Genomic DNA, 21,457 nt, shown 5'->3' on the forward strand with positions numbered 1-21,457 from the left:
CCTTATAAGCTTGTTTTTAATATATTAAGGTAGACGAAATAATGACTATAAAGGATACAGGGCGAATGAAAAGAGCTTAACATACTTTGAAGAAGTGCTCTTAGTGCGGAGCTATTTTGCAATTTATCATATACTTAGTTTATTTACATAGTTGATCTAACAATTAAGTAAAAAGAGGAGGACCATAGGCTGTAGTGGAGTCGCATGTCCTGAGGGGGCAGATGAATTTGAACCGGAGTGGAGAATTTGAATCTGGATAAGCGCAGGCGCTCGCCTTTGCAATGGGATTCTACCCTTTAAAGGGCTTATACCATCCAGTGAATCCCGTTGCAACAGCGATCATAAGATCAAATCATTCGCATAGTGGTGGAGCACCGCCTAATCTTATTCTCCTAGAAGCTTCAAGAAATTGGCCGGCACCGTAATTTGCTGATTATTAATCATAATCTTCCGAAGCTCCTCTATGGAGTCCTCTTCACCTCTAGCGTCTTTAATTTCTTTGATCTCACGATGCAGACGTTCCATTTGGAGATCTAGCGCATTAGCGGAATCCGCTGCGTTCTTTAATTCACGTGTCAAACTTTCGGGAACGGACTGGTTGTACTTATAAAAGATTTTATGCTCCAGGCTGGCCCAGAAATCCATCGCAATGGTTCGAATTTGCACCTCTACGCAGACTAGCTCCTCACAATCCGACATGAATACAGGGACTTGAACCAACAAATGCAGACTTTGGTAACCGTTCGGCTTGGGATTCTTGATGTAATCCTTAATTTCCAGTACCTTCAAGTCACTTTGTCTCTGAAGCATGTTACTGACATCATAAATGTCAGAAATAAAAGAGCAAGTAATACGCAAACCTGCGATATCCTTGATATGATCTTTGATAGCATCGAGCGATAACTCGCTATTTTTACGAATCATTTTATTCATGATGCTCTCAGGAGATTTAAGGCGTGATTTGGTATGCTCAATAGGGCTGTAATCGTGCAATGCTTGAAATTCCTGCTTTAATATTTCAATCTTGGTTTCCATTTCGTCGAGCGCAAATTTATAGATGAGCATAAATCGCGTGATGTCATGCTTTAGCTTTTTGAGTTTGTCCATAGGATCTTCCAAGTGCATATGTAATTCTCCTCACACATAGATGTCATAATCTTGCTAAGCGTTCGCCTTTGCAATGGAATTATCACCTTATAAATTACAATCCCCAACAATCCCATTGCAGCAGCGTTCGTAAGATCAAATGATTTGCGGAGCGGCAATTCCCATCTTGAATTTTAAAGCGCCACAGGAATTTTACGTTTTTCTTTAAAATAGACCCATTCCCGGAAGCCGATATCCTTCAGCATTGCCTTTACTTCTTCCCAGTCATCGCCTACCCGCGAAGGCTTATGGGCATCCGAACCAAAAGTAACCTCCACACCAAAATGGTGCGCTCTTTCTAAAATAGAAGCAGACGGGTACCATCCGCCACTCAGTTTGGTTTTACCCGAAGTGTTAATTTCAATCGCCACATTGGATTCCGCAATTACCCGCAAGGTTTCATCAATGGTTGTATCGGCAGGAATGTCTGAAAAGGCAGGGAAGTTCCCCTTCATTGCGTCAATATGACCTAAAATCTGAAACATGCCGCTTCGCGCAGATTCCTGAATGAGCGCATAGTAGGCTTGTTTGACCTCAATTTTACGAGCGTCGCTTAATTTGTTCCAACGGTTACGGTTAAAAATACTGTCCCCTTCGACATTGTGAATCGACCCAATGAGATAATCAAATGGATAAGGAGCCAGTGTAGAACGATATAATCCAGCGAAATCAGGAAAATAATCCGTTTCCAATCCGAGGAGCACGTCAATACGGCCTTCGTATTCCTTTTTAAGCTGTTGTACCTCTTCTACGTATTCAGCAAGCTGTGACTTAGCCATATAAATTTTAGGAAAAGCCTGATCCTGTTCGCTGCCCAGGAAAGGGGAATGGTCCGAAATACCAATCGCTTGTAAGCCCGACTGAATGCCTGCTTCAATGTAATCTCGAATGTTTCCGTCTGCATGACCGCAGCGGAAATGATGGGTGTGCAGATCAAATTTCATAGCCTGTCTTCCTTTCGTAATCAGGGTTTATAATTCGTATGGTGTTCATAGTGAATTACGTTATTCAGAACTGGTAAAATTGGTCTCCGGCATCCCCTTCAGATCACTTAAAAATTGCTGCATGGCTGAGTTTAGATATCGGCCGGATTTATAAATCACTCCTACCGGATGACTAACTTCCAGCTCGGGAATATGGATCATTTTTAATGTGCCTGCACGCAGTTCAGAAGTGACCGATAGTCTGGAAATAATGGCAGCACCGAGATTAATTTCGACCATCCGTTTGACTTCCTCACTGCTGGACAACTCGATCACGACATGAGGCACGATTTGGTGCTTTTTAAATACATCATCCACGAATTTTCGTCCCACCGTATCGGGAGAGAGCAGAATCAGCGGAATTTCCCGAAGGGCTTCAATGGTAGCATGTGGTTGTGAGGCCAGTGGATGAGTAGGAGACACGACTAGCTCAAAGGAATCGTAGTACAGAACCGAAGTGCTTAAATTAGGATTACGTTCAATTAGATAGCCGATACCAACATCAATAAGTCCGTTCTCCACCTGCTGATAAATCATCGAGGAGGCCATGGATTGAATGGAGGTTTTGATGAGAGGGAACTGATCCTGAAAGTAGGAAAGCACGCGCGGTAAAATTTGAATGGCGATGGATGTTGTGGTACCCAGCGCAATGTGACCCTGCGGTGTTTCGTTTAAATCATACAATTTTTGTTTTAATTCCTCGACAACCTCTAATATGCGCTCGGCGTGCTCCAAAAAAACAGCTCCCCGGTCGGTCAGGGTGACAGGCTGGTTGCGGTCAATCAGAATGGTTTTGAACTCATCTTCAAGACTTTTGATTTGGGCGGACACCGCCGGCTGCGTCAAATTGAGAAGTTCTCCGGCTTTGCGGAAGCTCATCGTTTTGGAAATCATGATAAGTGTTTCAAGTTGACTGATGTTCATGAAGTTCCTCCTCTCTTTTCTTAATTTTGTCGCAGCTGTATAGAATGAATATTTTTAGCCAATCCATAGGTTCATATGTAAAACCGTCGTTATGCTTTATTTCATTAAATTATAGGTTATTCGGGCAGGAAGGGCAATGAATCGAAGCAGAGCACCTTAAAGTGTGGTATATTGGGAAATAAAGACTAAAGTCCTGATATACTTCAAAAATAATCAATCTAAAACCGGTAAGAAGTAAAGATATAGGACATTATTCACATTTTTTGTGATTTAGCTATAAAAAATTTCCGGGTAGCTGTCGATAAGTGATATAGAGAGCATTTTATTGAGGATCGATTCGTTTTACAGTAATATTTAATTAAAAAATTCTAATTTAAATGGGACTTTTGTTGTATGTCTAAAAGCCCATCGCAAAGGGGCGCTTTGATCGTGAAGGCAGAAGTGATAAATCCTTTTTTGGAGTCGGCGCGACGGGTCATTGAACAATTGATCCAAGTATCTCCTTCACCCGGAAATCTTGGTGTGAAAAATGTCGAGCTGGTGGACGACCACATCTGGATTATGATCGGGATGACCGGACAGCTTAGCGGAAATATTGTGTTCGGCCTGAATGAACAGGTGGCGCTACGTATGGTATCAGCGATGATGGGCGGATTTGTGTTGACTGAAATTGATGAGATGGGAAAAAGCGCAATTTCAGAATTGGGCAATATGATTAGTGGTAATGCCAGTACGATTTTGTCCAGTCAGGGAATTGTCGTGGATATTACGCCTCCGCAGGTCATGAAATCAGAAAACTTGACCACTTTTGTGCCTCAGCGTGCCCTTTATATTCCGCTTACGGTGGAAGGAATCGGTGAGCTGGATATTCAGGTGATGATCTCTTAATATTAAAGGAACAAGTTTCTTTAATGTGGAGGGATGACCGTGAATATACTACAGGACAAGATAGTTGTGATTACAGGTGCATCTAGTGGGATTGGCGCCCTTTGCGCTCAGTTGTTAAGCGAAAAGGGCGCGATTCCTATTTTAACAGCACGCTCGCAGGAGCGACTGAAGCAAGTATCTGCGGGAATCAGCGGCAGACATGAGCTTATCCAACTGGACGTCACCCGCCAGGAGCAGGTAGAGGCTGTTGCTGCACGAGTATTGGAACAGTACGGACGGGTCGATATATTGCTTAACAATGCGGGCTACGGAAAGTTTGAGTATTTTAATGAAACCGACCTGACGGAATTTGAACAAATGATGGACGTGAACTACATGGGTGTTGTTCGCTGCATCAAGGCGTTTCTGCCGCAAATGACGGAGCGGGGCCATGGACAGATTGTCAATGTAGCATCGATGGCCGGGAAAATCGGGACAGCCAAATCTTCTTCTTACACGGCGACGAAGCATGCGTTGCTCGGTTTCAGCAATGCGCTTCGGCAAGAGCTGCGCGGGAGTGGAGTGACTGTAACGACGATTAACCCCGGGCCGATCGACACACCGTTTTTTGAACTGGCAGATCCTTCAGGAGGATATGTTCGAAATGTAAGCTGGTTTATGCTACAACCAGATAAGGTAGCACGGCATATCGTAAGAGCGATGGAGCTTGGCAAGGAGGAGGTTAATCTGCCACGGTGGGTATCTCCTTTTCTCAAGCTGTATCAGTTAGCTCCCAGACTGACCGACAGGCTGGGGCATGGTGTGATGAATAAGAAATAAAAGATGTCCCGTAAGCCATTAGCTATGGTGAGGGACATCTTTTATTTTTGTGATTTGGTAACAGGGCTATTTTCGCATATAATGGAGAGTAACGAATTTACGTATAGGGGTTGGACCTTTTCATGACATTGAATTTTGAATCGCTCGGCGTTGAACAAGATCTGTTGGACAAACTGACTGAGCATGAAATTACACAGCCTTCGCCAGTGCAGGCAGAGGCTATACCGGAAATAATGAAGGGAAAGCATGTATTGGCGCGCTCACAAACTGGCACAGGCAAGACACTGGCTTATTTGTTGCCGCTGTTGCAAGCGATTGATCCACAGAAAAAGGCTACGCAAAAGCTGATACTAGCTCCAAGCCAGGAACTGGCCATGCAAATTGTACGTGAGGGTCAGCGCTACGGAGAGCATCGCGGAATCCGTGTACTCGGTCTGATTGGTGGGGCGGCTATCAAACGTCAAATCGAAAAGCTCAAGGATCATCCACAGCTTGTCGTGGGCACACCAGGACGTGTACGGGAACTCATCGCTTCGAAAAAGCTGAAAATGCACAATATTACAGCCATCGTCATCGATGAGGTGGATCAGATGTTCCAGCTCGGTGGAGCAGGCGATGTAACCAACATATTGGGCACCGCCCAACGTGATCGTCAATTGGTATTCCTGTCCGCAACGCTGAACGATGAGATCCAGTCGCTGGCGAAACGGGAGATGCGTGAATACGTAGAAATTGGGATTGATCCCGACCAAAAGACGGCCAGTGGACTGGAACACTATTACTTTGTATCTGAAGAACGGGATAAGGTGGATATGCTGCGCCGTCTGGTGCGTCATTTTAATCCGAGAAAAGCGCTGGTGTTCGTGAATACGACCAATGCCATCGGGGAGATTGAAGCCAAGCTCAAGCATATGGGGCTGACTACGGCGTCTTTGTATGGAGATGCGGATAAAGTTACGCGTAGCAACGTGTTGGCCAAATTCCGCGAGGACAAGCTCAAAGTACTGGTCGCTTCGGATGTGGCGGCTCGTGGTCTGGATATTGAGGGACTTGAAATGGTCATTCATTTTGACCCGGCTACGGATAGTCAAGCTTATGTTCACCGTGCAGGACGGACAGGACGGATGGGACGCAAAGGATTAGTGGCATCGGTTGTCACCGACCGTGAAACGTTCATCATGCGCAAGTTCTCCCGTGAACTGGGCATTGACATCGCAGAGCGTGCGTTGCACGGAGGTCGAGTAGTCGTGCCGCGTCCGGCGGATGCCAAGCGTGCACCTGTAAGACCATCCGAGTCCAGATCCACATCTGACGGAGCACTGACAGAAAACCGTAAGGCACCTGTCCGCAACGAAAACGGACGTCCTGGCAGGAATTCCGCGAACGGTTCAGCTCCAGGCAAGAGCAAAGGAGCAGCCTTGTCCAAAGCAGGAAAAGCACAGCGCGAGCGTGATCGCAAAAATAAGGGTGCACCAAGATGGCTGAAGGAAAAAGGATCAAAACCGAACGAGTAAGGGAGAAGAGGGGGAGCCATGGAACAACAGCCTGTGTTGCAAATTAACGGACTGACCGGCGGATATAGCGCCAAGCGCCCGGTGCTGCATCAGATTTCGCTGGATGTGAAACCGGGCGAAATGGTAGGACTGATCGGTCTGAACGGGGCCGGGAAAAGTACGACCATGAAGCATATTTTGGGCCTGATGACACCGCAGGCCGGAGAAATTCGTGTGCAGGGGCATAAGCAGGATGAGAATCCCGAGGAATATCAGGGAGCCATTGCTTTTGTACCTGAATCTCCAGAGCTGTATCCTGAAATGACGGTGATGGAGCATATGGAATTCACGGCCAGAGCGTACGGAGTTAGTGAAGCAGATTTCCGCACGCGCAGTGATCAAATGCTGGACTTGTTCCGTATGCGGGATAAAAGTGGAAGTATGTCGATGCACCTGTCTAAAGGGATGCGCCAGAAAGTGATGATTATGTGCGCATTTTTAGCGGGACCGCCGTTGTATGTCATAGATGAACCTTTTTTGGGTTTGGACCCGCTGGGTATTCGTTCCCTGCTTGACTTTATGTTAGAGATGAAGCGTTCGGGTTCGTCCATTCTGCTCAGTTCTCATATTTTGTCCACGATTGAAAATTATTGTGATCGTTTCATTGTACTTCATCAGGGTGCCATCATTGCACAGGGTACGCTGGACGAAGTGACAGCACAGGCGGGTAAGCCGGGCATGCCGCTGGAAGATGCATTTTATGAGCTGGTACAGGGCAGGGAATGAGCATGGATTTGCAACGTTTGCATAAAGAAAGACGTGTAGCGTTCTGGGGACAGGTGCTGCCCTATCTGGGCTATGTCATTCAGAGCGGTCTGGCGGTGGTCTTCGGCTTTGCGCTGATTGCCTTTGCCGCATGGTACACGTCGCTACTGATGCATACTCCACCGGATTTGCCCATCCGCTGGATCATGCTTATTGTGGCTATACCGATTGCTCATGCGAGCTTTCGTACGTATTTAAACGCGGCGGATATTGTTTTCCTCCGTCCACAGGAGCACGCGATGCACGATTATTTTAAGGCCAGCCGGATTCGGGGTGTGGTGTATAAAATATTCGGCTTGCTATTGCTGTCTATTATTGTGTGGCCGCTGTATATTCGCAGTGATGCCGCGCCTAAGCCGTTGCTACTGACCCTGCTACTGTTTGTTCTGTTAAAGCTGCTATTCAGCTACGGCGGCTGGCAAGAGCTTCGAATGGTATCGATTGGTGGGAGTGTAGGCTATCGTCTGCTTCGGTGGGTGTTGGCTGTGCTGATGGTAGCCGCATGGCTATGGCAGCCTCCACTACACAGCGTGCCTTTTATCATATTAGTCGGTGTGGTGTACGTGCTTGTTCTGCGTTTTCCGGTCAAGCTGCTAGTGGCTTGGGAAAAGCTGATTCGTACAGAGGGTATGCAGGCTGCTCGGGTGATGCGCACTTTGGGCTGGTTTGTCGATGTGCCCGCCCTTACGCAGAGAGTGACGCCACGTCGTTGGCTGTCCTGGTTGGGAGGTAATATACCTTGGAACAGAAGGGGAGCGTATCGTTACCTGCTGTTTAAGACATTCCTGCGTACAGAGCCAGCAGGTATTGTCATTCGGCTTGGAATTCTGGGGTTGTTAATTATATATATCACCCATGCTAGCTGGATTGGGATTGCAGTATATTTATTTTTTATATTCCTCATTGGTGTACAGGTCACTTCACTACGGCAGTATCACAAGGATTCGTTATGGCTTCAATTATATCCGATTCCTGCGCATAGTCGTCGTGCGTCTTTTCTCGACTTTGTTGTTCGGTTGACGTTGCCGGCTGCTGTGGTTCTGTGGCTTCCTTTTCTGGCAAAAGGAACGGAAGATCTACTGTCTACACTGCTCACGTTGCTTGGGGGAGTTGCAGTAGTGTTCCTGTTACGAGGCGCTCAAGCCAAAAAATGGCGTTTGGACGGTCAGGATGAGGAAGAAGTGTAATTTGTATCTATGTGAATAAAGTAAAGGCTAATTCGCAAACAGCAAGAGCTGTCTGCGAATTAGCCTTTTTTTGTACGCTCACTGCTATCGTAGCCGTGGGTGCAGATATCCGTTTGCTTATATAAAGATCGTTTTGCTGATGATAACTAATAAAATGAACAGTACCAGAATTGTTCCTGTGCTTGTGAATGCGCCGTAACCACCGTAACCGCCTCTTGTTTCTTCTGCTCCCATGCTCATTCTCCTCTCGGTCATTGTGATAAAGGATACATCGTATCTTATGAAGTGGATTTTCAGATTGCGTGGGCCAATGCTCAGGTGTGTTGCTGAATCGCCTTATATTTTTCATCAGATGTAGGGGGGGATAGAGGAAAAGACACGTATTATCGAGAATAGAAGAAGTACGTAGTCATTATCACTTGGAAAGTGGGAAAGACGAGATGCTGGTAGATAAGCTGCTCGTGAACATATTTCTTGTGTTTGTACCGTTATTGGTATATAGCGCTTTGTCAGATCATCGGCATAGGAAACATACCCCGTTGCTTATGGGAGGGGTGCTGGGTGTGTCTTCTGTGCTTTGCCTTATGTTTTCGTACATTTGGTATGGATTATATTGGGATCTCCGATATGTTCCTTTGATCCTCTCTGTTTTATATTTTGGTCCTAAGGCAGGGCTTCTGAATATAACGCTGATAGTGATGGCTCGTATGTATATAGATCCTGAGTCTATGGTGGTGAGCTTTCCCAGCATGATGTTGTGTTATTTGGGCCCTCTCTTGGTGAGAAAAAAGTTTATGCAGCTCAATAGTATGTTGCTTCGGGTGGGCATGAATATGCTAATGAGTATATGGACCAATATTGCCATGCTTATATTTTTGTTAATACATTCCTGGGCCAATGGCAGGCTGGATAAGGATGAGGTCGAGCTGATCCGGGCAATACTCTGGTTCGGTGTGATTCAATTCCTAAGCATTGGAGCCTCCTCTTTCTGGATGGAGTTTAGTTTGGAACGGGAAGAAATGAGAAGAAAGATTAAATATGCTGAGCATCTGAATACCTTAGGTGAACTGGCTGCCTCTATGGCTCATGAAGTACGGAATCCGTTGACCGTGGTTAAAGGGTTCCTGCAAATGGTTCAGTCAGGGCTAGAAGGGAAAAATCGCAGATATATTGCTTTGGCACTAGCAGAGGTCGATCGGGCTGAAAGAATTATTAGCGACTATCTGAACTTATCCAGACCGCAGATTGGGAACACAGAGCTGATGGATCTGTCTGGCATGGTTCAACAGATTGTTTTGCTTTTGAAACCGATGGCGACCAAGCAAGGCGTAAGACTGTATACTGAGCTAAGGAATGAAATATACGTACATATGGATCGTAATCAGCTGTTACAGGCGTTAATACATGTGACGAAAAATGCGATCGAAGCTGCGGATGATGGAGGCAGGGTATACATAAAGCTGGCGATTCAGGAAGAGAAGGCATGTCTGCATATTAGGGATACCGGAAAAGGCATGAGTCAGGAGCATCTGGAGCGAGTGGGTACTTTGTTTTTTTCAACCAAAGAGGTCGGAACGGGACTGGGAACGGTCGTCTCCTTTCGAATCATTGAAGCCATGAACGGAAGTATACACTATGAGAGTGAGCCCGGAGTCGGAACCGAGGTAGTCATCCTGCTGCCACTCGCACAGAAATCTTTGCTCGCTGCTGAAGGATAGTTTGTTGCGAAGTGTGACTTACAATGGTTCAGCCCATTAAAAAGCGGTATGCCGCAACATCCGGCATACCGCTAATTATGCTTTATTTAATCTGTTACATATTAGGCGTTCAATAAATCTTGTGCGCCACGGTAAACAATGTCATACAGGTCTTCCAGATACTCTTCCTCGATACATGAGAATGCGATTCGGAGATCATATTCACCCAGCGCAATCGTTCCTACCCCATATTGTTCCAGCAAATGTGTGCGCAGTCGTTCAGCGGACAAGCCGTTCAGCTTGAGGCACATAAAATAACCCGAATTGAAAGGATAGTAGCTCCATACATCTCCGTATTTTCCACTATCGAGCAACGCTTTGACTTTATTAGCCCGCCCCTTCATAATTTGGAACTTTTCTTTCTTCTGTTGTTCAAAGTCTGTTGACTTGAGGGCATCCAGGACGAAGGTTTGAGATGGGTGAGGACCGCTGGAAATCGTTGCCCGAATAATCCCTAATGTTTTTTGTTCCAGTGCGCTCAGTACATCCTGATGTTCCGAAGCAAAGGTAATAAATCCGACACGGAAGCCCCAAACGAATTCTTCCTTGGTAGCTCCGTCAATTTTGACTGGTAGAATTCTCGGATGGAGTCCAGCTAACTGACCGAATAGTGATTCATGCAGGGAGTCCTCGAAGAACAGACCAAAATAAGCGTCATCCGTCACAACTACGACATTGATGCCTGCTTCCGCGGCTTCCTGGATAGCAGCAACAATCGCTTTACCCTCTTCGACTCCCGGTGTGTAGCCCGTCGGGTTATTCGGGAAGTTCAGCACAACGATCGCTTTGCCGTATTCTTTCTGTGCCAGTAGAGCGTCGCGTAATCCATCACTATTAAAACGTTGATCCTCTGTGAACAACGGGAAATTCACCAAACGTCCATGACGGCGAATACCGAAAGTCAGCTCATAGTTTTCCCAGTTTTTGTCTGGGTAAATGACAGCATCCCCTTCATCCGTGAACAGGTCGGCAACGATGCTCAAACCGTGGGTCAGCGCGTTCGTAACTACGGGAAGGCCATAACTTTTTCCAGCCAACGAAGGGTTTTCCTTCAGCATTTTGTCGCGCCATACACTACGTAGTTCAGGTTTGCCCGCAGGGGGAGCGTAAGGGTATAAATCCTTGGGATTGTATGCGGACAGCTTCTCCTGAATGACCTCCAAATGCATAGGACCGTTGCCTTCTGTAGCAATGCCAATCGTAGCGTTGTACTTTTTGGCAAGCTTCCCTGCCTCTGCGGATTGACTCAAAATCCCTTCTTTTGGGAAATAAATTTCTTTCCCTAAAAGAGATAGCATTTGATATACATGCTCGTTGCCTGTCTGAATGTTTTGGTTTAACTGCGCTGCCAGTGGATTCATTCCCGTTTCATCCTTCCAAGTCATTTTGATTACATATTATAGCATTACACACGGTAAGCGTCACGCAAAAGCATCTGGAACATAAAAGCGCATTTTTTTGCTTAATGACGGCGCTGAGCTTATATTATAAATTAACGGGATAAAGGACAACCAAAGATTAACAAAAGGAGGTGCAGATTTTGCTGGATACATCTGCGTCATCGTTTATCCTGTTGTCGGCCTTCGCCAAAATTGTGTGCGAGCCGGGCTGGAAGTGGCAGGTACGCGAGAAGCCGATGCCAAACTATGATTTATTTTATGTATGGAGCGGAGAAGGAACAGTGGTCTTAAACGGGACGTCGTATCCGGTGAGCAAGGGGAGTTGCTTCCTGTTCAAGCCGGGGGATGATACCCGTGCCACACATAACCCGCAAAAGCCGCTCATACTTACCTATATTCATTTTGATCTCATCGAACAACCAAAGCTTATCCCTGCAAGCTACCGTATGCTGGAGGAAACGTTCGAGGTAGAGCATATGCTTGCCAGATATGTTCGACTACGCCTGGAGCGTGCTTACGGAGCTGACGAGGAAGGCAAGCTGATCCTGAAACAACTGATGATTCATCTGTTGCGTGCGGACCGCAAGGAGCCTCAGGAGCAACAGGCCAGTAACCAGCTCACCGAGGTCATTCGGGAAACGGCCAACTACGTGCGTCAGCATCCGGGACTTCCTCATCGCGTCGAGGATTTGGCTGCACGAGCGGGGCTGTCACCGCGTTATTTTTCGATTAAATTCAAGGAGCTGCTGGGTGTTTCCGCGCAATCTCATATTATCAGCATGCGGATTGAGCGTGCACAGCATCTATTACTACATGCCGGAATGAATGTGACCGAGGTGGCAGAGGCTTTGGGATACCGTGACATCTTTTTTTTCAGCCGCCAATTCAAGCAGTACACGGGGAAGAGTCCGTCTGAGATCCGGTAATGCTATGGATGGTGGACAAGCTGTTTCGGATTTAGGCGTAATGGGATTAACGCATGAAGAATATAAAGGATAAATTCCAAAAAAGGACCCGGGCAGTTACGCCGGGTCCTTTTTTATATGAGCAATTTAACATCATCCCATCCCAATGCTCATATGTGTAGCTATAATCCTGTTACGATACATTCACTTATGCTTTGGGATCATGTCGAAAGCAACCCAGACGTTGCCCCATTTTCACCGCATCCCCCAGCTTCAATGCGGGGTCTGGCTCAAACGTGCCGTTTTCAGTTAGCAAAACGACAGTTGATCCAAATTCGAAATAGGCGAGATCGTCTCCTTTTGTCCATGAGACGGCCTTATCATCCGTATATTTGATGCTACTCACATTCATTGCGCCAACCTTGACGACCGCCACCTCACCATATTCGTGGGCAATGTACGTAATCTGTCGTTCATTGCGGCTAAGAACTGCTCGCATATGTTGCAAGCCGAAGTCATTCACTGGGTATACCTTGCCGCGCAGATGCTCTTTTTCTACCAGCGTACCGGATACTGGTGCATGAATGCGATGATAATCCGTCGGGCTGAGATAGAGCACAAAAGCATAGCCGTGTGTGTATTTTTCAAGACGCGGAGAGCGGTTAAGAAGCTCTTCCAGCGTATAGTCCTGCCCTTTGACATTCAAAAGAGTGCCGGACGTAATTGGACCAGTAAAAGTAATCCGTGCATCCACCGGACTGGTCATCACCTCGGCGTTCGTATCAATCGGGCGCATGCCCGCTTTTAATTTGCGTGTAAAATAGGCGTTTAGGGAACGGTATTCCTTCCATTCCTGTTCCGCCTCATGCGTCTGGATCTGGTACGTACGTATAAAGGTGGGGATAAAAAGTCGGCTTGCACCGCTTTGCGCGAAGGAGCCTACAATCCGGCACACCCACTTGCGCGATGATAGCTCCGTCATGAGCCGCAGCCACTGTTTTGCCATTACAGATCCCCCTTGTTCATTTCCGAGCCGTCTTGGCCGGAACCTGTCCGGCCGCTCTGAACTATATTGACACAGAATGTGACGTAAATCAATACAGTGGACGGCCTGCTGAACGTTCGGTGTCTGACGAAGGCATCCGTTCGAGGAGCCAACGAGCGTAAGCCATCGGCTGAGAGTATGTTTCTTTCCAGACATTGTGCATGCCCGCCTGGCTGAAGCCATAGCGCTGGTCACGACCGTTGCATTCGATAAAAACAATCTTGCCTTCATGGGTAATTCCCAGATCCAGACCGACGTCGGCGAGACGGGGAAGGGTTTGTGCCAGTCGGTGCACGATTTGTAATGAGAGTCGCTCCAGTTCATTCATCAGCCGAACTACGTTCGAAGTCTGAACCGTCTCTGTTTGTGATAACACTTCCAGTAAGGAACGGGCCGTACCGCCCTGTGCCACATTGGAGACGAAGGTGTGGGAAGGAGCAATTTTAGCATACATGCCTGTCACACCCCAGATACCGCCATATCCGCGCTGAACCGACACACGGACATCAAACGGACGATTGTTGTACAAAGCAAGCGGTATGGTTTCCTGTACGATATGAGGCACATGCAGCAGTCGCTTGTGCAGAAATAATGGGAGTTCTCCGACATTCAAACGTAGGGTGGACCAACGCTCAGGTATAGCCGGATGAGCGCATTGCAAAGTCCAGCCTCCGCGGGAATGTCGCAGACGCATAATTCCTCTACCCACGCTACCGCTACTGGGTTTAATTACAATATCTCCGGTTTCCTCCATCAAGGTATGGATGGAGGACAGGCTGCCTTGCAATGTTTTGGGGAGGTGGATGCGTAGCAAAGGGTCTTCCTGCAGAATTGCATGTATATGGTCTTTGTGGAAACGGTTTTGTTCATTAAAAATATAGAATCCCTTTTGTACAAGCTTGTTGATATCTCTAGCATTTTCATTTTGCCGATAGAGAGTCCGATTGTGGATGACCGGCGGCAACGGAAGAATCATCTGCCGATACTCGTTGCCGTGTTTAACAAAAGCCCGGCATGTTCCGGTCGCTATATGAATATCCTCCAGACGAAGAAAGCAGGGGATGAGCTCGTAGCTTAACCCGGCGTCCTCGTAATTGGCGATAGATTCATATCGCGTCCTCATGGCGGGAATGCCCCGGTAGGTTGCCGGGTTGAGCATGACGCCGACATGCAACATGAGTATGTCCGCCCTCCTTGTAGTCACTCCAACTGATCATACTGTGATTCTAGTCCATCATATGTATCAAAGATCGGCCAGGCATGGACGCTCGCCTTGCGGTAAGCCCAAAGTTAGAAGCCAGGCACCTTTCAGGGAGGCAGACGATATGATGCAAGATGAGTGTTGAAGAGTGTTGGAATAAGGGCAGAAAGTAGGTGAGGTGATGCAGAGGCCGAAGGTAGCAGTCGTTACACCGGGCTCCTTTGTTATACCTTCGCCCCGCAGCAGTTCTGTGGAGCGGGTAATTGCCCGCATGGTACCGCTGGCTAGTCATGAGCTTCAAGCGCAGATCTATGGCATAAAGGGAGCAGAGGCACCAGATCATGGCGATGTCGACGGAATTCCCTGCATGCGTTATAAGCGGGGAGCAGGTTATATTTCTGAGGTGATTGCCGATTTAAAGAGATGGTTACCAGCGGTAGTAGATGTACACAACCGCCCGGCAGTTGCGTATGCAATTCGCGAGGCTTTGCCCGATAGCCGAGTTGTGCTGACTTTGCATTCGACCACGTTCATCCGGGAGCCCCACCTCAAACGGGAGGAGATGGGTAGGCTGCTGGCCTCGATGGATCGTATTATCGTGAATAGTGCGTATTTGGGGGCAATCGTAGCTTCTGACTGTCCCGACGCGGTCAGGGAACGCATCGTCATAAACAAGCTGGGTATCCATCCCGGCGATTTCCTGCCAAGGTGGACTCCAGCAGCAGAAGCGGCCAGATCGGCGCGATTGGACGATTTCGGCTGGTCAGGCCGCCAAATCGTGTTATTCGCGGGCAGACTGATGCCAGGGAAGGGCGTTCACCGGCTGCTCAAGGCCCTGCGGCATATCGTCCGCGCCTGCCCGGACGTACTGCTGCTCATTGCAGGTAGTGCCTATTACGGGCATGACCGCCTCACGCCGTACACGGAGTCGTTGCATCGGCAGATGCGTAAACTAAGGTTGGGAAAGCATGTGCAATTCCTGGACTATGTTCCGCATCCAGCATTGGCCTCGCTATATCAGCTAGCCGATGTGACCGTTGTTCCTTCAGTCAAGGATGAGGCCTTCGGGCTGGTCAATCTGGAAGCCATGGCGGCAGGAGTGCCTGTGGTCGCTTCACGAATCGGCGGTATTCCAGAGGTTGTACAACACGGCGAGACAGGCTGGCTTGTGTATCCGTCTCACGGTGAGCAGGAAATGGCCGATGCCATCATCAGGCTGCTCCAGCAACCTGGCTTGCGACGACGGATGGGAGAAGCTGGGCTTGGCGAGGTACGGAGACGATTTTTATGGCAACACTCAGCACAACGCTGGGCACAAATCATAACGGACTGCGCAACGGAGTGACGTGGGCGCTGTTACGTGCATAGGCTATCTTATAGGCATTAGCCATGATTCCCAGCCGGGTGAATGAAGCGGAGCGACCGCTGGTTCACTCCTGTGCCAAAGGAGCGGTCACCATGAACCATCGTACGAACCATAGCCCTAAGGATAAAAGAACAGCGCGGCGTAACATTCCCAATGCGGTTCCCTCCCCCCGTGTTAACAAGGAGAAAGCGGCTTCGACTTCCGGCAGTCATAGACCGAGCCAGCGCGGGATGGCAACGGTCCCTGCCCCTGTAGAGAAGGATACCTCGGTTCAAGCTGTAGAGGAAGCGGCATGGAAGAAGCATAAGCTTCCCAAAACGCTAGAGGAAGCGATGCAGATGAATCGAGCATCTGTACTGCTGTTGTCTGTGCCTGAGTCAGATACGGAATACAGGACGGATAACGACAAACCGTCTATTACGACGGAAGATCAGGCAGAGCAAGATTCGTTACTGGATTGTTCCATAACCAGTATTCACATTGCGGAAGGAAGACACCGCCCAAAGCAACGCGTGGTCTTGCCTGAGCAAGATATCGATCTAGCTTTCGATACGGAGAAAGAATTAGACTTGAATGCCATTCACCACGGATCAGCGACCAGTGACGAGGCTTCTGACGATCATATAGCTTCACCTCAATATGGGAGCATTTCTTTTCACCTCCCCGCACAAGCGGATAGGGGTGAAGTGAGCGTTGTATTTGAGAAACCTTTTGTAGGTACACAGTATGTAATCACAGCCAATGCGAGTATACCGGGAGTGATGGTATCCGTCACACAACGTCAGAGGTATTCAGCAGTACTTACTGTGGAACGCATACACTCAGGTCCGCTATGTGAAGGGTTGGTCCTTTGGATTGCGATGGGGCAATAATAAGAAGCCGGAAATATAATTGCCAATAATCGACTTTATACTAGAAAAAAGGCGTCCCATAGTGGGACGCCGTATACATAAGAGAGAAGGGGGGAGACTTGTAATATCGGGGAAGTTTATATTATTTCACTTATCTCACACCTACAGCGTCAAAAGACTTAATAGCAGAGGTTACTGCTATTGAATTTTCACCATAACCATCTTTGGCCGCTTGGATAACAGCGGCACGCGCGGTGGAGAAGTTAGACGTGGAAGTCAGATAATTGGTGAAGGCATTATAATAAATATATACGGCTGCATCACGTCCGATTCCATCTACCTTGACACCATGAAAAGTGCCTCCTTGTGCCAGTAGATAGTAGGCTTTATTAATAATACCACTATTAATATGGGCTCCACCATAATCCTCGTTGTTAGGATCAGGATAGAGATTGCTGTAGTGATCGACTTGACCGTATTTGACAGGATCGGAAAGGGAGCGAATGGCGTCGCCCTTAATATTAGGGGTATAAGCGACTTTGCCGAAATCCCAATTGGTACGCTCAATGTCGTTACCTATAATATCTGAGATGGCTTCACTTAATGCACCAGATTCAGCGAAATACACGAGCCCTGATGAATGCTCGGTTACACCGTGTGTCAGCTCATGGGCAACAATTTCAAGGTCGCTGCTAAAAGGGGCAAATAACGTGCCGTCTCCGTCTCCGTAAAGCATATGAGTGCCGCCCCAGTGGGCATTATTGTAGTTCTTTGCGCCGTAATGGACTGCCGAAGCGATGGCCATGCCATGCCCGTCAATGCTGTCGCGTCCAAATCTATCCTTGTAATAATCGTAAGTGCGGATAGCGTAAGCGTGGGCATCCACCGCAGCCGGATCTTCCCATACGTTATCGGAATCTGTATACAGGGTGCCGGGGAGCGTCTCGGTGTTGTGGACGTTATAAGTTAGGATTCCTTTACCACGAGTCGTATCTTTTAGTTGATACTTCTTGCCCGAAGCTGTTGTTTCAAATGTTTTGGTATCACCGAATACACCGCGCCCTGTGCCGATCACTTCGTTAAGAATGTCATACTTGAATACGATTTTTCCGTCATTAGCGTCAATAAAGTAACGTGTGCGCAGTAGAGCGGGCTGTAAAGTATTAACTTCGGTTACATAGACGAGACGTGTTGAGTCTCCATCGGGATAGATGTACAGTTCTGCTTTAGGGTCCACGCTTGGTTCCAGATTGGCAATCTTGGGGATAGAGGATGCAGGCTCTACCACTTCCAATTTACTGTTCTCCAGTTCAGCTGCTTTATCCAAATCCAAGGAGTCCTTATCGACAGAGATTGATAGTTCATTGTTAGATGCCTTTTCGTAAGTGTCTTTACTTACACTACTTGTATCCTCGTAAGGTTCAGGAACGATTTGAACGGAGGAAGAGAGAGATTGAACCCGTATAGCTGCATCTTCATATGCGGTATATACAGCCTCAGTAGCACTGATTTTTGGAGTTGTATTTTCTTTAGCATCGGCTTGTTGATCTTCTGAAATGACCGCTCCCAAATAAGAGGTGATTTGACCAGACTTGTTTACATGGATGGTCTGTTCGGCTCCGAATACGGGGATTCCGTCTACGTATTGTTTTAACCGATAGTGCTTTGTACCAAATTTGTCACTTGTGCGATCCACGATACGAAATTGCTCATGGACATTGGTGCCGCTGTTGGTATTGTCCAGACTTATTAATGTTTTCTGTTGTCGATTTAAAAAGCTCCAGACCAGATTGTCGCCTGTTACCGTTGAAGGAGACTTCCAGTTGACCGTTTGGAATGTTGGCGTAAACTGAGTCGGATCGGAAACAGAATTTTCAGCTGCGGAGGCCCCCGGTGCTATAGATCCTAATAACATAGCTCCTCCTAGAAGTGAAACCCATACTTTTTTCAATTCATACTCACTCTCCCTAGTTAATGTTGAGGTAAAAAACACCCTGTTTGCAGAAGTCTTGCGTCATATATGTAAGTCTTGTTGCTCCTTTGAAACGTGAAGAGGCTGGATAAAAATGACCTTATGTAAAATATTAAGGTTTATTTTTTTTGCAATTTCATCGTCTCGGCTCTGATATTAGCACAGAGGTTGTCGAACGAGAAGATTAATTTTACAAAATACCCCAAAATGAATCTTTAGTCCCTGATTTACTGTTTATTTGTCTTATTTAGTCGAAAATGATCGAAGGGACCCGGTGAACAAGAAAAGGGCGCCCCTTTGAGGGGACGCCATAAATAAGGGGGGAAGGGGCGCAGACTTGTACACTGCACCCCTATTTTTTCGTCCATTGAAGTGACAGTTGCACAACGGCAAAGGTCTATGGACGGGATATGAGGATTATAGCGTATATGATTTAGTTTACGCCTACAGCGTCAAAAGATTTGGCAGCTGCAGTTGCTTCTGCCGAGTTCGCACCGTACAGATCTTTTGCCGCTTGGATCACAGCAGCGCGTGCGTTGGAGAAGTCGGAAGAAGAAGTCAGGTAGTTCGTAAAGGCACTATAATAAATTTGCACCGCTGCATCGCGGCCAATTCCATTTATAGTTACACCATGGAACGTACCACCTTGTGCTAACAGATAGTAGGCTTTATTGATAATTCCACTGTTCGTATGAACGCCACCGTTATCGGAGCTGCCTGTATACAAGTCGGAATAGTGATCTGGTTGATCATACAGCGTAGGATTGGACATAGAGCGAAGGGCATCGCCTGCAATGTTTGGCGTATAAATATCATCACCTACAAGCCAGTTTTTACGCTGAATGTCATTGCCGATGACGTCCGAGAAAGCTTCATTCAATGCACCGGACTCTCCGTAATATTCCAAATTCGAAGTATACTCTGTGACACCGTGCGTAAGTTCATGACCTACCACATCGGGGTCCCCGCTGAATGCGATAAATGTGCTACCGTCTCCGTCTCCATAAGTCATTTGGGAGCCATTCCAGAAGGCGTTGTTGTAGCGGCTACCGTAATGGACTGTCGAACGGAGTTGCAGCCCGCGTCCGTCAATGCTGTTGCGTCCGAATTTGGCCTTATAGTAATCATATGTTTTGGCAGCATATGCATGGGCATCCACGCCGGCTGGATCATTCCATACATTATCGGCATCGGTCAGAATGGTACCTGGGATGCTTTGACGGTTGGAGGCCGTGTAGGTCACAACCCCGTTACCGCGTGTTGTATCTTTTAACTGGTAGCTACTGCCGGAAGCCGTTGTGGTGAATGATTTGCTATCACCAAGCACACCTTTACCTGTGCCTGTCGCTTCATTAATGATGTCATACTGGAATACAATGCTGCCATCATTGGCATCAATAATGTAGCGAGTACGCAGTGGGGCAGGTTCTAAAACATTGACTTCTGTTACATAAACCAGCTGCAGGTCATCCCCTTTAGGGTAGAAGTACAGATCGGCTTTAGGATCTACTTCTGGCTGCAGATTAGCGATTTTGGCAATGGAACTTTTTTCTGCCTCCACCGCTTCAATTTTGCTATCTTTCAGGGCAGATGCTTTATCAAGACTCAGCTCGTCCTTATCAGTAGATAGCGTTTTTTCGTTGTTAGCTGCTTCGGCGTAAGTGTCTTTGCTTACACTGCTTTGTTCCTCAACATCTTTAGAAATCGTATCGTCGGAGGTAGGGAGGGCTTCAATCCGTGCAGCTGCTTCTTTATATGCAGTGTAGACTGCTTCAGAAGCGCTGATTTTTGGAGTTGTACCTTGCGTAGCTTCAGCTTGCTGATCCTCAGTAACCACCGCTCCTAAGTAAGAGGTGACCTCACCAGATTTGCCCACATGAATAGTCTGTTCAGCTCCATATACGGGAATCCCATTTACATACTGTTTCAGCCGATAATGGCTCACACCGGACTTGTCGCTTGTGCGATCAACGATTCGGAATTGTTCACGTACACTAGAGTCGTCCGCACCCAGTAACGATTTCTTTTGCCGATTCAAATAGCTCCATACAATGTCGTCCCCGGATACCGAGGAAGGGGCTTTCCATTGCTCGGCGTGAAAGGTCGGTGTAAGCTGAGTTGGCCCCGAAACGGAACTCTCCGCTGATGCACCAGACGCGACAGACCCTAATAACATAGCTCCTCCAAGAAGCGAAACCCATACTTTTTTCATTAAAAATTCACTCTCCTCGATTAATGTCAGGATGAATCATCCTGTCTTGAATAAGGCATTGCGCCATTTATGTAGGTCGTGTTGTCGTCTGGAATAGAAGAAAATGGAACATGAAGAGAAATACCGAAGTGTTTTTCATGAAGCGTACGTGAAAAGAGGGTACTGCAATATGAAGCATGTAGCCTAAAAAGGTGACAAACTCCTCCTTTCCTGTCGTATATAAAGAAAATAGAATAATGGTGGATAATGGAAAAATGTTGCCTTATGCAAAAAAAACAAATGTTGATTTTTTGAACTCCCATCATCTGGCTCTGATATTAGCACAGAGAATGACGGACGAGAAGATCTATGTCACAAATTTATCCAAAATGATTCTTTAGACCCTAATAACTCATTTATTTAATAGGATTAATAAGTTATGTAAAATAAAGTCGAAAATTGCTATGTCGAAAAGACTCCACGATTGCCGTTACACACGGCTTT

General features: G+C 47.1%; 18 protein-coding genes. 9 read left to right on the top strand and 9 right to left on the bottom strand.

Features of this window, described 5'->3' with window-relative positions:
• Positions 1-384: 384 nt before the first annotated feature.
• The 3 genes from C1T21_RS23950 to C1T21_RS23960 all read right to left on the bottom strand — a co-directional run bounded on the left by C1T21_RS23950 (position 385) and on the right by C1T21_RS23960 (position 3,053).
• Positions 385-1,125, bottom strand: a complete 741-nt coding sequence (locus C1T21_RS23950) for a GTP pyrophosphokinase (protein ID WP_103050015.1) — start codon at positions 1,123-1,125, stop codon at positions 385-387.
• 155 nt (positions 1,126-1,280) lie between these two features.
• Positions 1,281-2,090, bottom strand: a complete 810-nt coding sequence (locus C1T21_RS23955; protein ID WP_103050016.1) for a histidinol-phosphatase — start codon at positions 2,088-2,090, stop codon at positions 1,281-1,283.
• A gap of 60 nt (positions 2,091-2,150) precedes the next feature.
• Positions 2,151-3,053: a LysR family transcriptional regulator gene (locus C1T21_RS23960; RefSeq protein ID WP_103050017.1), complete on the bottom strand. Its 903-nt coding sequence runs from the start codon at positions 3,051-3,053 to the stop codon at positions 2,151-2,153.
• A 429-nt stretch (positions 3,054-3,482) separates the two neighbouring features.
• Here C1T21_RS23960 and C1T21_RS23965 point away from each other — a divergent pair, with 429 nt between their 5' ends.
• The 5 genes from C1T21_RS23965 to C1T21_RS23985 all read left to right on the top strand — a co-directional run bounded on the left by C1T21_RS23965 (position 3,483) and on the right by C1T21_RS23985 (position 8,265).
• A complete protein-coding gene (locus tag C1T21_RS23965) occupies positions 3,483-3,941 on the top strand; it encodes a chemotaxis protein CheX (protein WP_061830098.1) in 459 nt (152 codons plus the stop codon).
• Positions 3,942-3,980: 39 nt separating this feature from the next.
• Entirely contained in the window at positions 3,981-4,760 is a 780-nt protein-coding gene (locus tag C1T21_RS23970) for an SDR family NAD(P)-dependent oxidoreductase (protein WP_103050018.1), read from the top strand.
• Positions 4,761-4,882: 122 nt separating this feature from the next.
• Complete coding sequence (locus C1T21_RS23975; RefSeq protein WP_103050019.1) at positions 4,883-6,274, top strand: DEAD/DEAH box helicase; 1,392 nt, start codon at positions 4,883-4,885, stop codon at positions 6,272-6,274.
• 18 nt (positions 6,275-6,292) lie between these two features.
• The gene (locus C1T21_RS23980; RefSeq protein WP_013311782.1) at positions 6,293-7,039 is read left to right on the top strand and encodes an ABC transporter ATP-binding protein; all 747 of its coding nucleotides are present in this window, start codon (positions 6,293-6,295) and stop codon (positions 7,037-7,039) included.
• Positions 7,040-7,041: 2 nt separating this feature from the next.
• On the top strand, positions 7,042-8,265 hold the full coding sequence (locus tag C1T21_RS23985) for an ABC transporter permease (RefSeq protein ID WP_103050020.1): 1,224 nt from the start codon (positions 7,042-7,044) through the stop codon (positions 8,263-8,265).
• A gap of 117 nt (positions 8,266-8,382) precedes the next feature.
• Here C1T21_RS23985 and C1T21_RS27585 read toward each other — a convergent pair whose 3' ends face one another.
• Complete coding sequence (locus tag C1T21_RS27585) at positions 8,383-8,499, bottom strand: hypothetical protein (RefSeq protein WP_023990126.1); 117 nt, start codon at positions 8,497-8,499, stop codon at positions 8,383-8,385.
• Positions 8,500-8,705: 206 nt separating this feature from the next.
• On the opposite strand from C1T21_RS27585, the gene C1T21_RS23990 reads away from it, so the two are divergent.
• Positions 8,706-9,983, top strand: coding sequence for a sensor histidine kinase (locus C1T21_RS23990; protein WP_028541463.1), 1,278 nt, complete (start codon positions 8,706-8,708; stop codon positions 9,981-9,983).
• A gap of 101 nt (positions 9,984-10,084) precedes the next feature.
• Here C1T21_RS23990 and C1T21_RS23995 read toward each other — a convergent pair whose 3' ends face one another.
• A complete protein-coding gene (locus C1T21_RS23995; RefSeq protein ID WP_103050021.1) occupies positions 10,085-11,383 on the bottom strand; it encodes an aminotransferase class I/II-fold pyridoxal phosphate-dependent enzyme in 1,299 nt (432 codons plus the stop codon).
• A gap of 179 nt (positions 11,384-11,562) precedes the next feature.
• On the opposite strand from C1T21_RS23995, the gene C1T21_RS24000 reads away from it, so the two are divergent.
• On the top strand, positions 11,563-12,348 hold the full coding sequence (locus tag C1T21_RS24000; RefSeq protein WP_061830088.1) for a helix-turn-helix domain-containing protein: 786 nt from the start codon (positions 11,563-11,565) through the stop codon (positions 12,346-12,348).
• 187 nt (positions 12,349-12,535) lie between these two features.
• Here the strand turns inward: C1T21_RS24000 and asd are convergent, their stop codons facing one another.
• Both asd and C1T21_RS24010 read right to left on the bottom strand, forming a co-directional pair.
• Positions 12,536-13,333 (bottom strand): archaetidylserine decarboxylase, encoded by a 798-nt coding sequence (gene asd, locus C1T21_RS24005; protein ID WP_061830087.1) that lies wholly within the window; start codon positions 13,331-13,333, stop codon positions 12,536-12,538.
• 88 nt (positions 13,334-13,421) lie between these two features.
• Positions 13,422-14,549 carry a YheC/YheD family endospore coat-associated protein gene (locus C1T21_RS24010; protein ID WP_103050022.1) on the bottom strand — a complete coding sequence of 376 codons (1,128 nt, stop codon included), beginning with the start codon at positions 14,547-14,549 and terminating at the stop codon, positions 13,422-13,424.
• Positions 14,550-14,754: 205 nt separating this feature from the next.
• On the opposite strand from C1T21_RS24010, the gene C1T21_RS24015 reads away from it, so the two are divergent.
• Entirely contained in the window at positions 14,755-15,918 is a 1,164-nt protein-coding gene (locus C1T21_RS24015; protein WP_103050023.1) for a glycosyltransferase family 4 protein, read from the top strand.
• Between the two features lie 113 nt (positions 15,919-16,031).
• Positions 16,032-16,811: a WIAG-tail domain gene (locus C1T21_RS24020; RefSeq protein ID WP_103050024.1), complete on the top strand. Its 780-nt coding sequence runs from the start codon at positions 16,032-16,034 to the stop codon at positions 16,809-16,811.
• 130 nt (positions 16,812-16,941) lie between these two features.
• Here the strand turns inward: C1T21_RS24020 and C1T21_RS24025 are convergent, their stop codons facing one another.
• On the bottom strand, positions 16,942-18,741 hold the full coding sequence (locus C1T21_RS24025; RefSeq protein WP_103050025.1) for a M4 family metallopeptidase: 1,800 nt from the start codon (positions 18,739-18,741) through the stop codon (positions 16,942-16,944).
• A gap of 454 nt (positions 18,742-19,195) precedes the next feature.
• Complete coding sequence (locus C1T21_RS24030) at positions 19,196-20,974, bottom strand: M4 family metallopeptidase (RefSeq protein ID WP_103050026.1); 1,779 nt, start codon at positions 20,972-20,974, stop codon at positions 19,196-19,198.
• Positions 20,975-21,457: the final 483 nt, after the last annotated feature.

Origin of the sequence: Paenibacillus sp. F4 (assembly GCF_002894905.1) — a bacterium.
Lineage (GTDB): Bacteria > Bacillota > Bacilli > Paenibacillales > Paenibacillaceae > Paenibacillus > Paenibacillus polymyxa_B.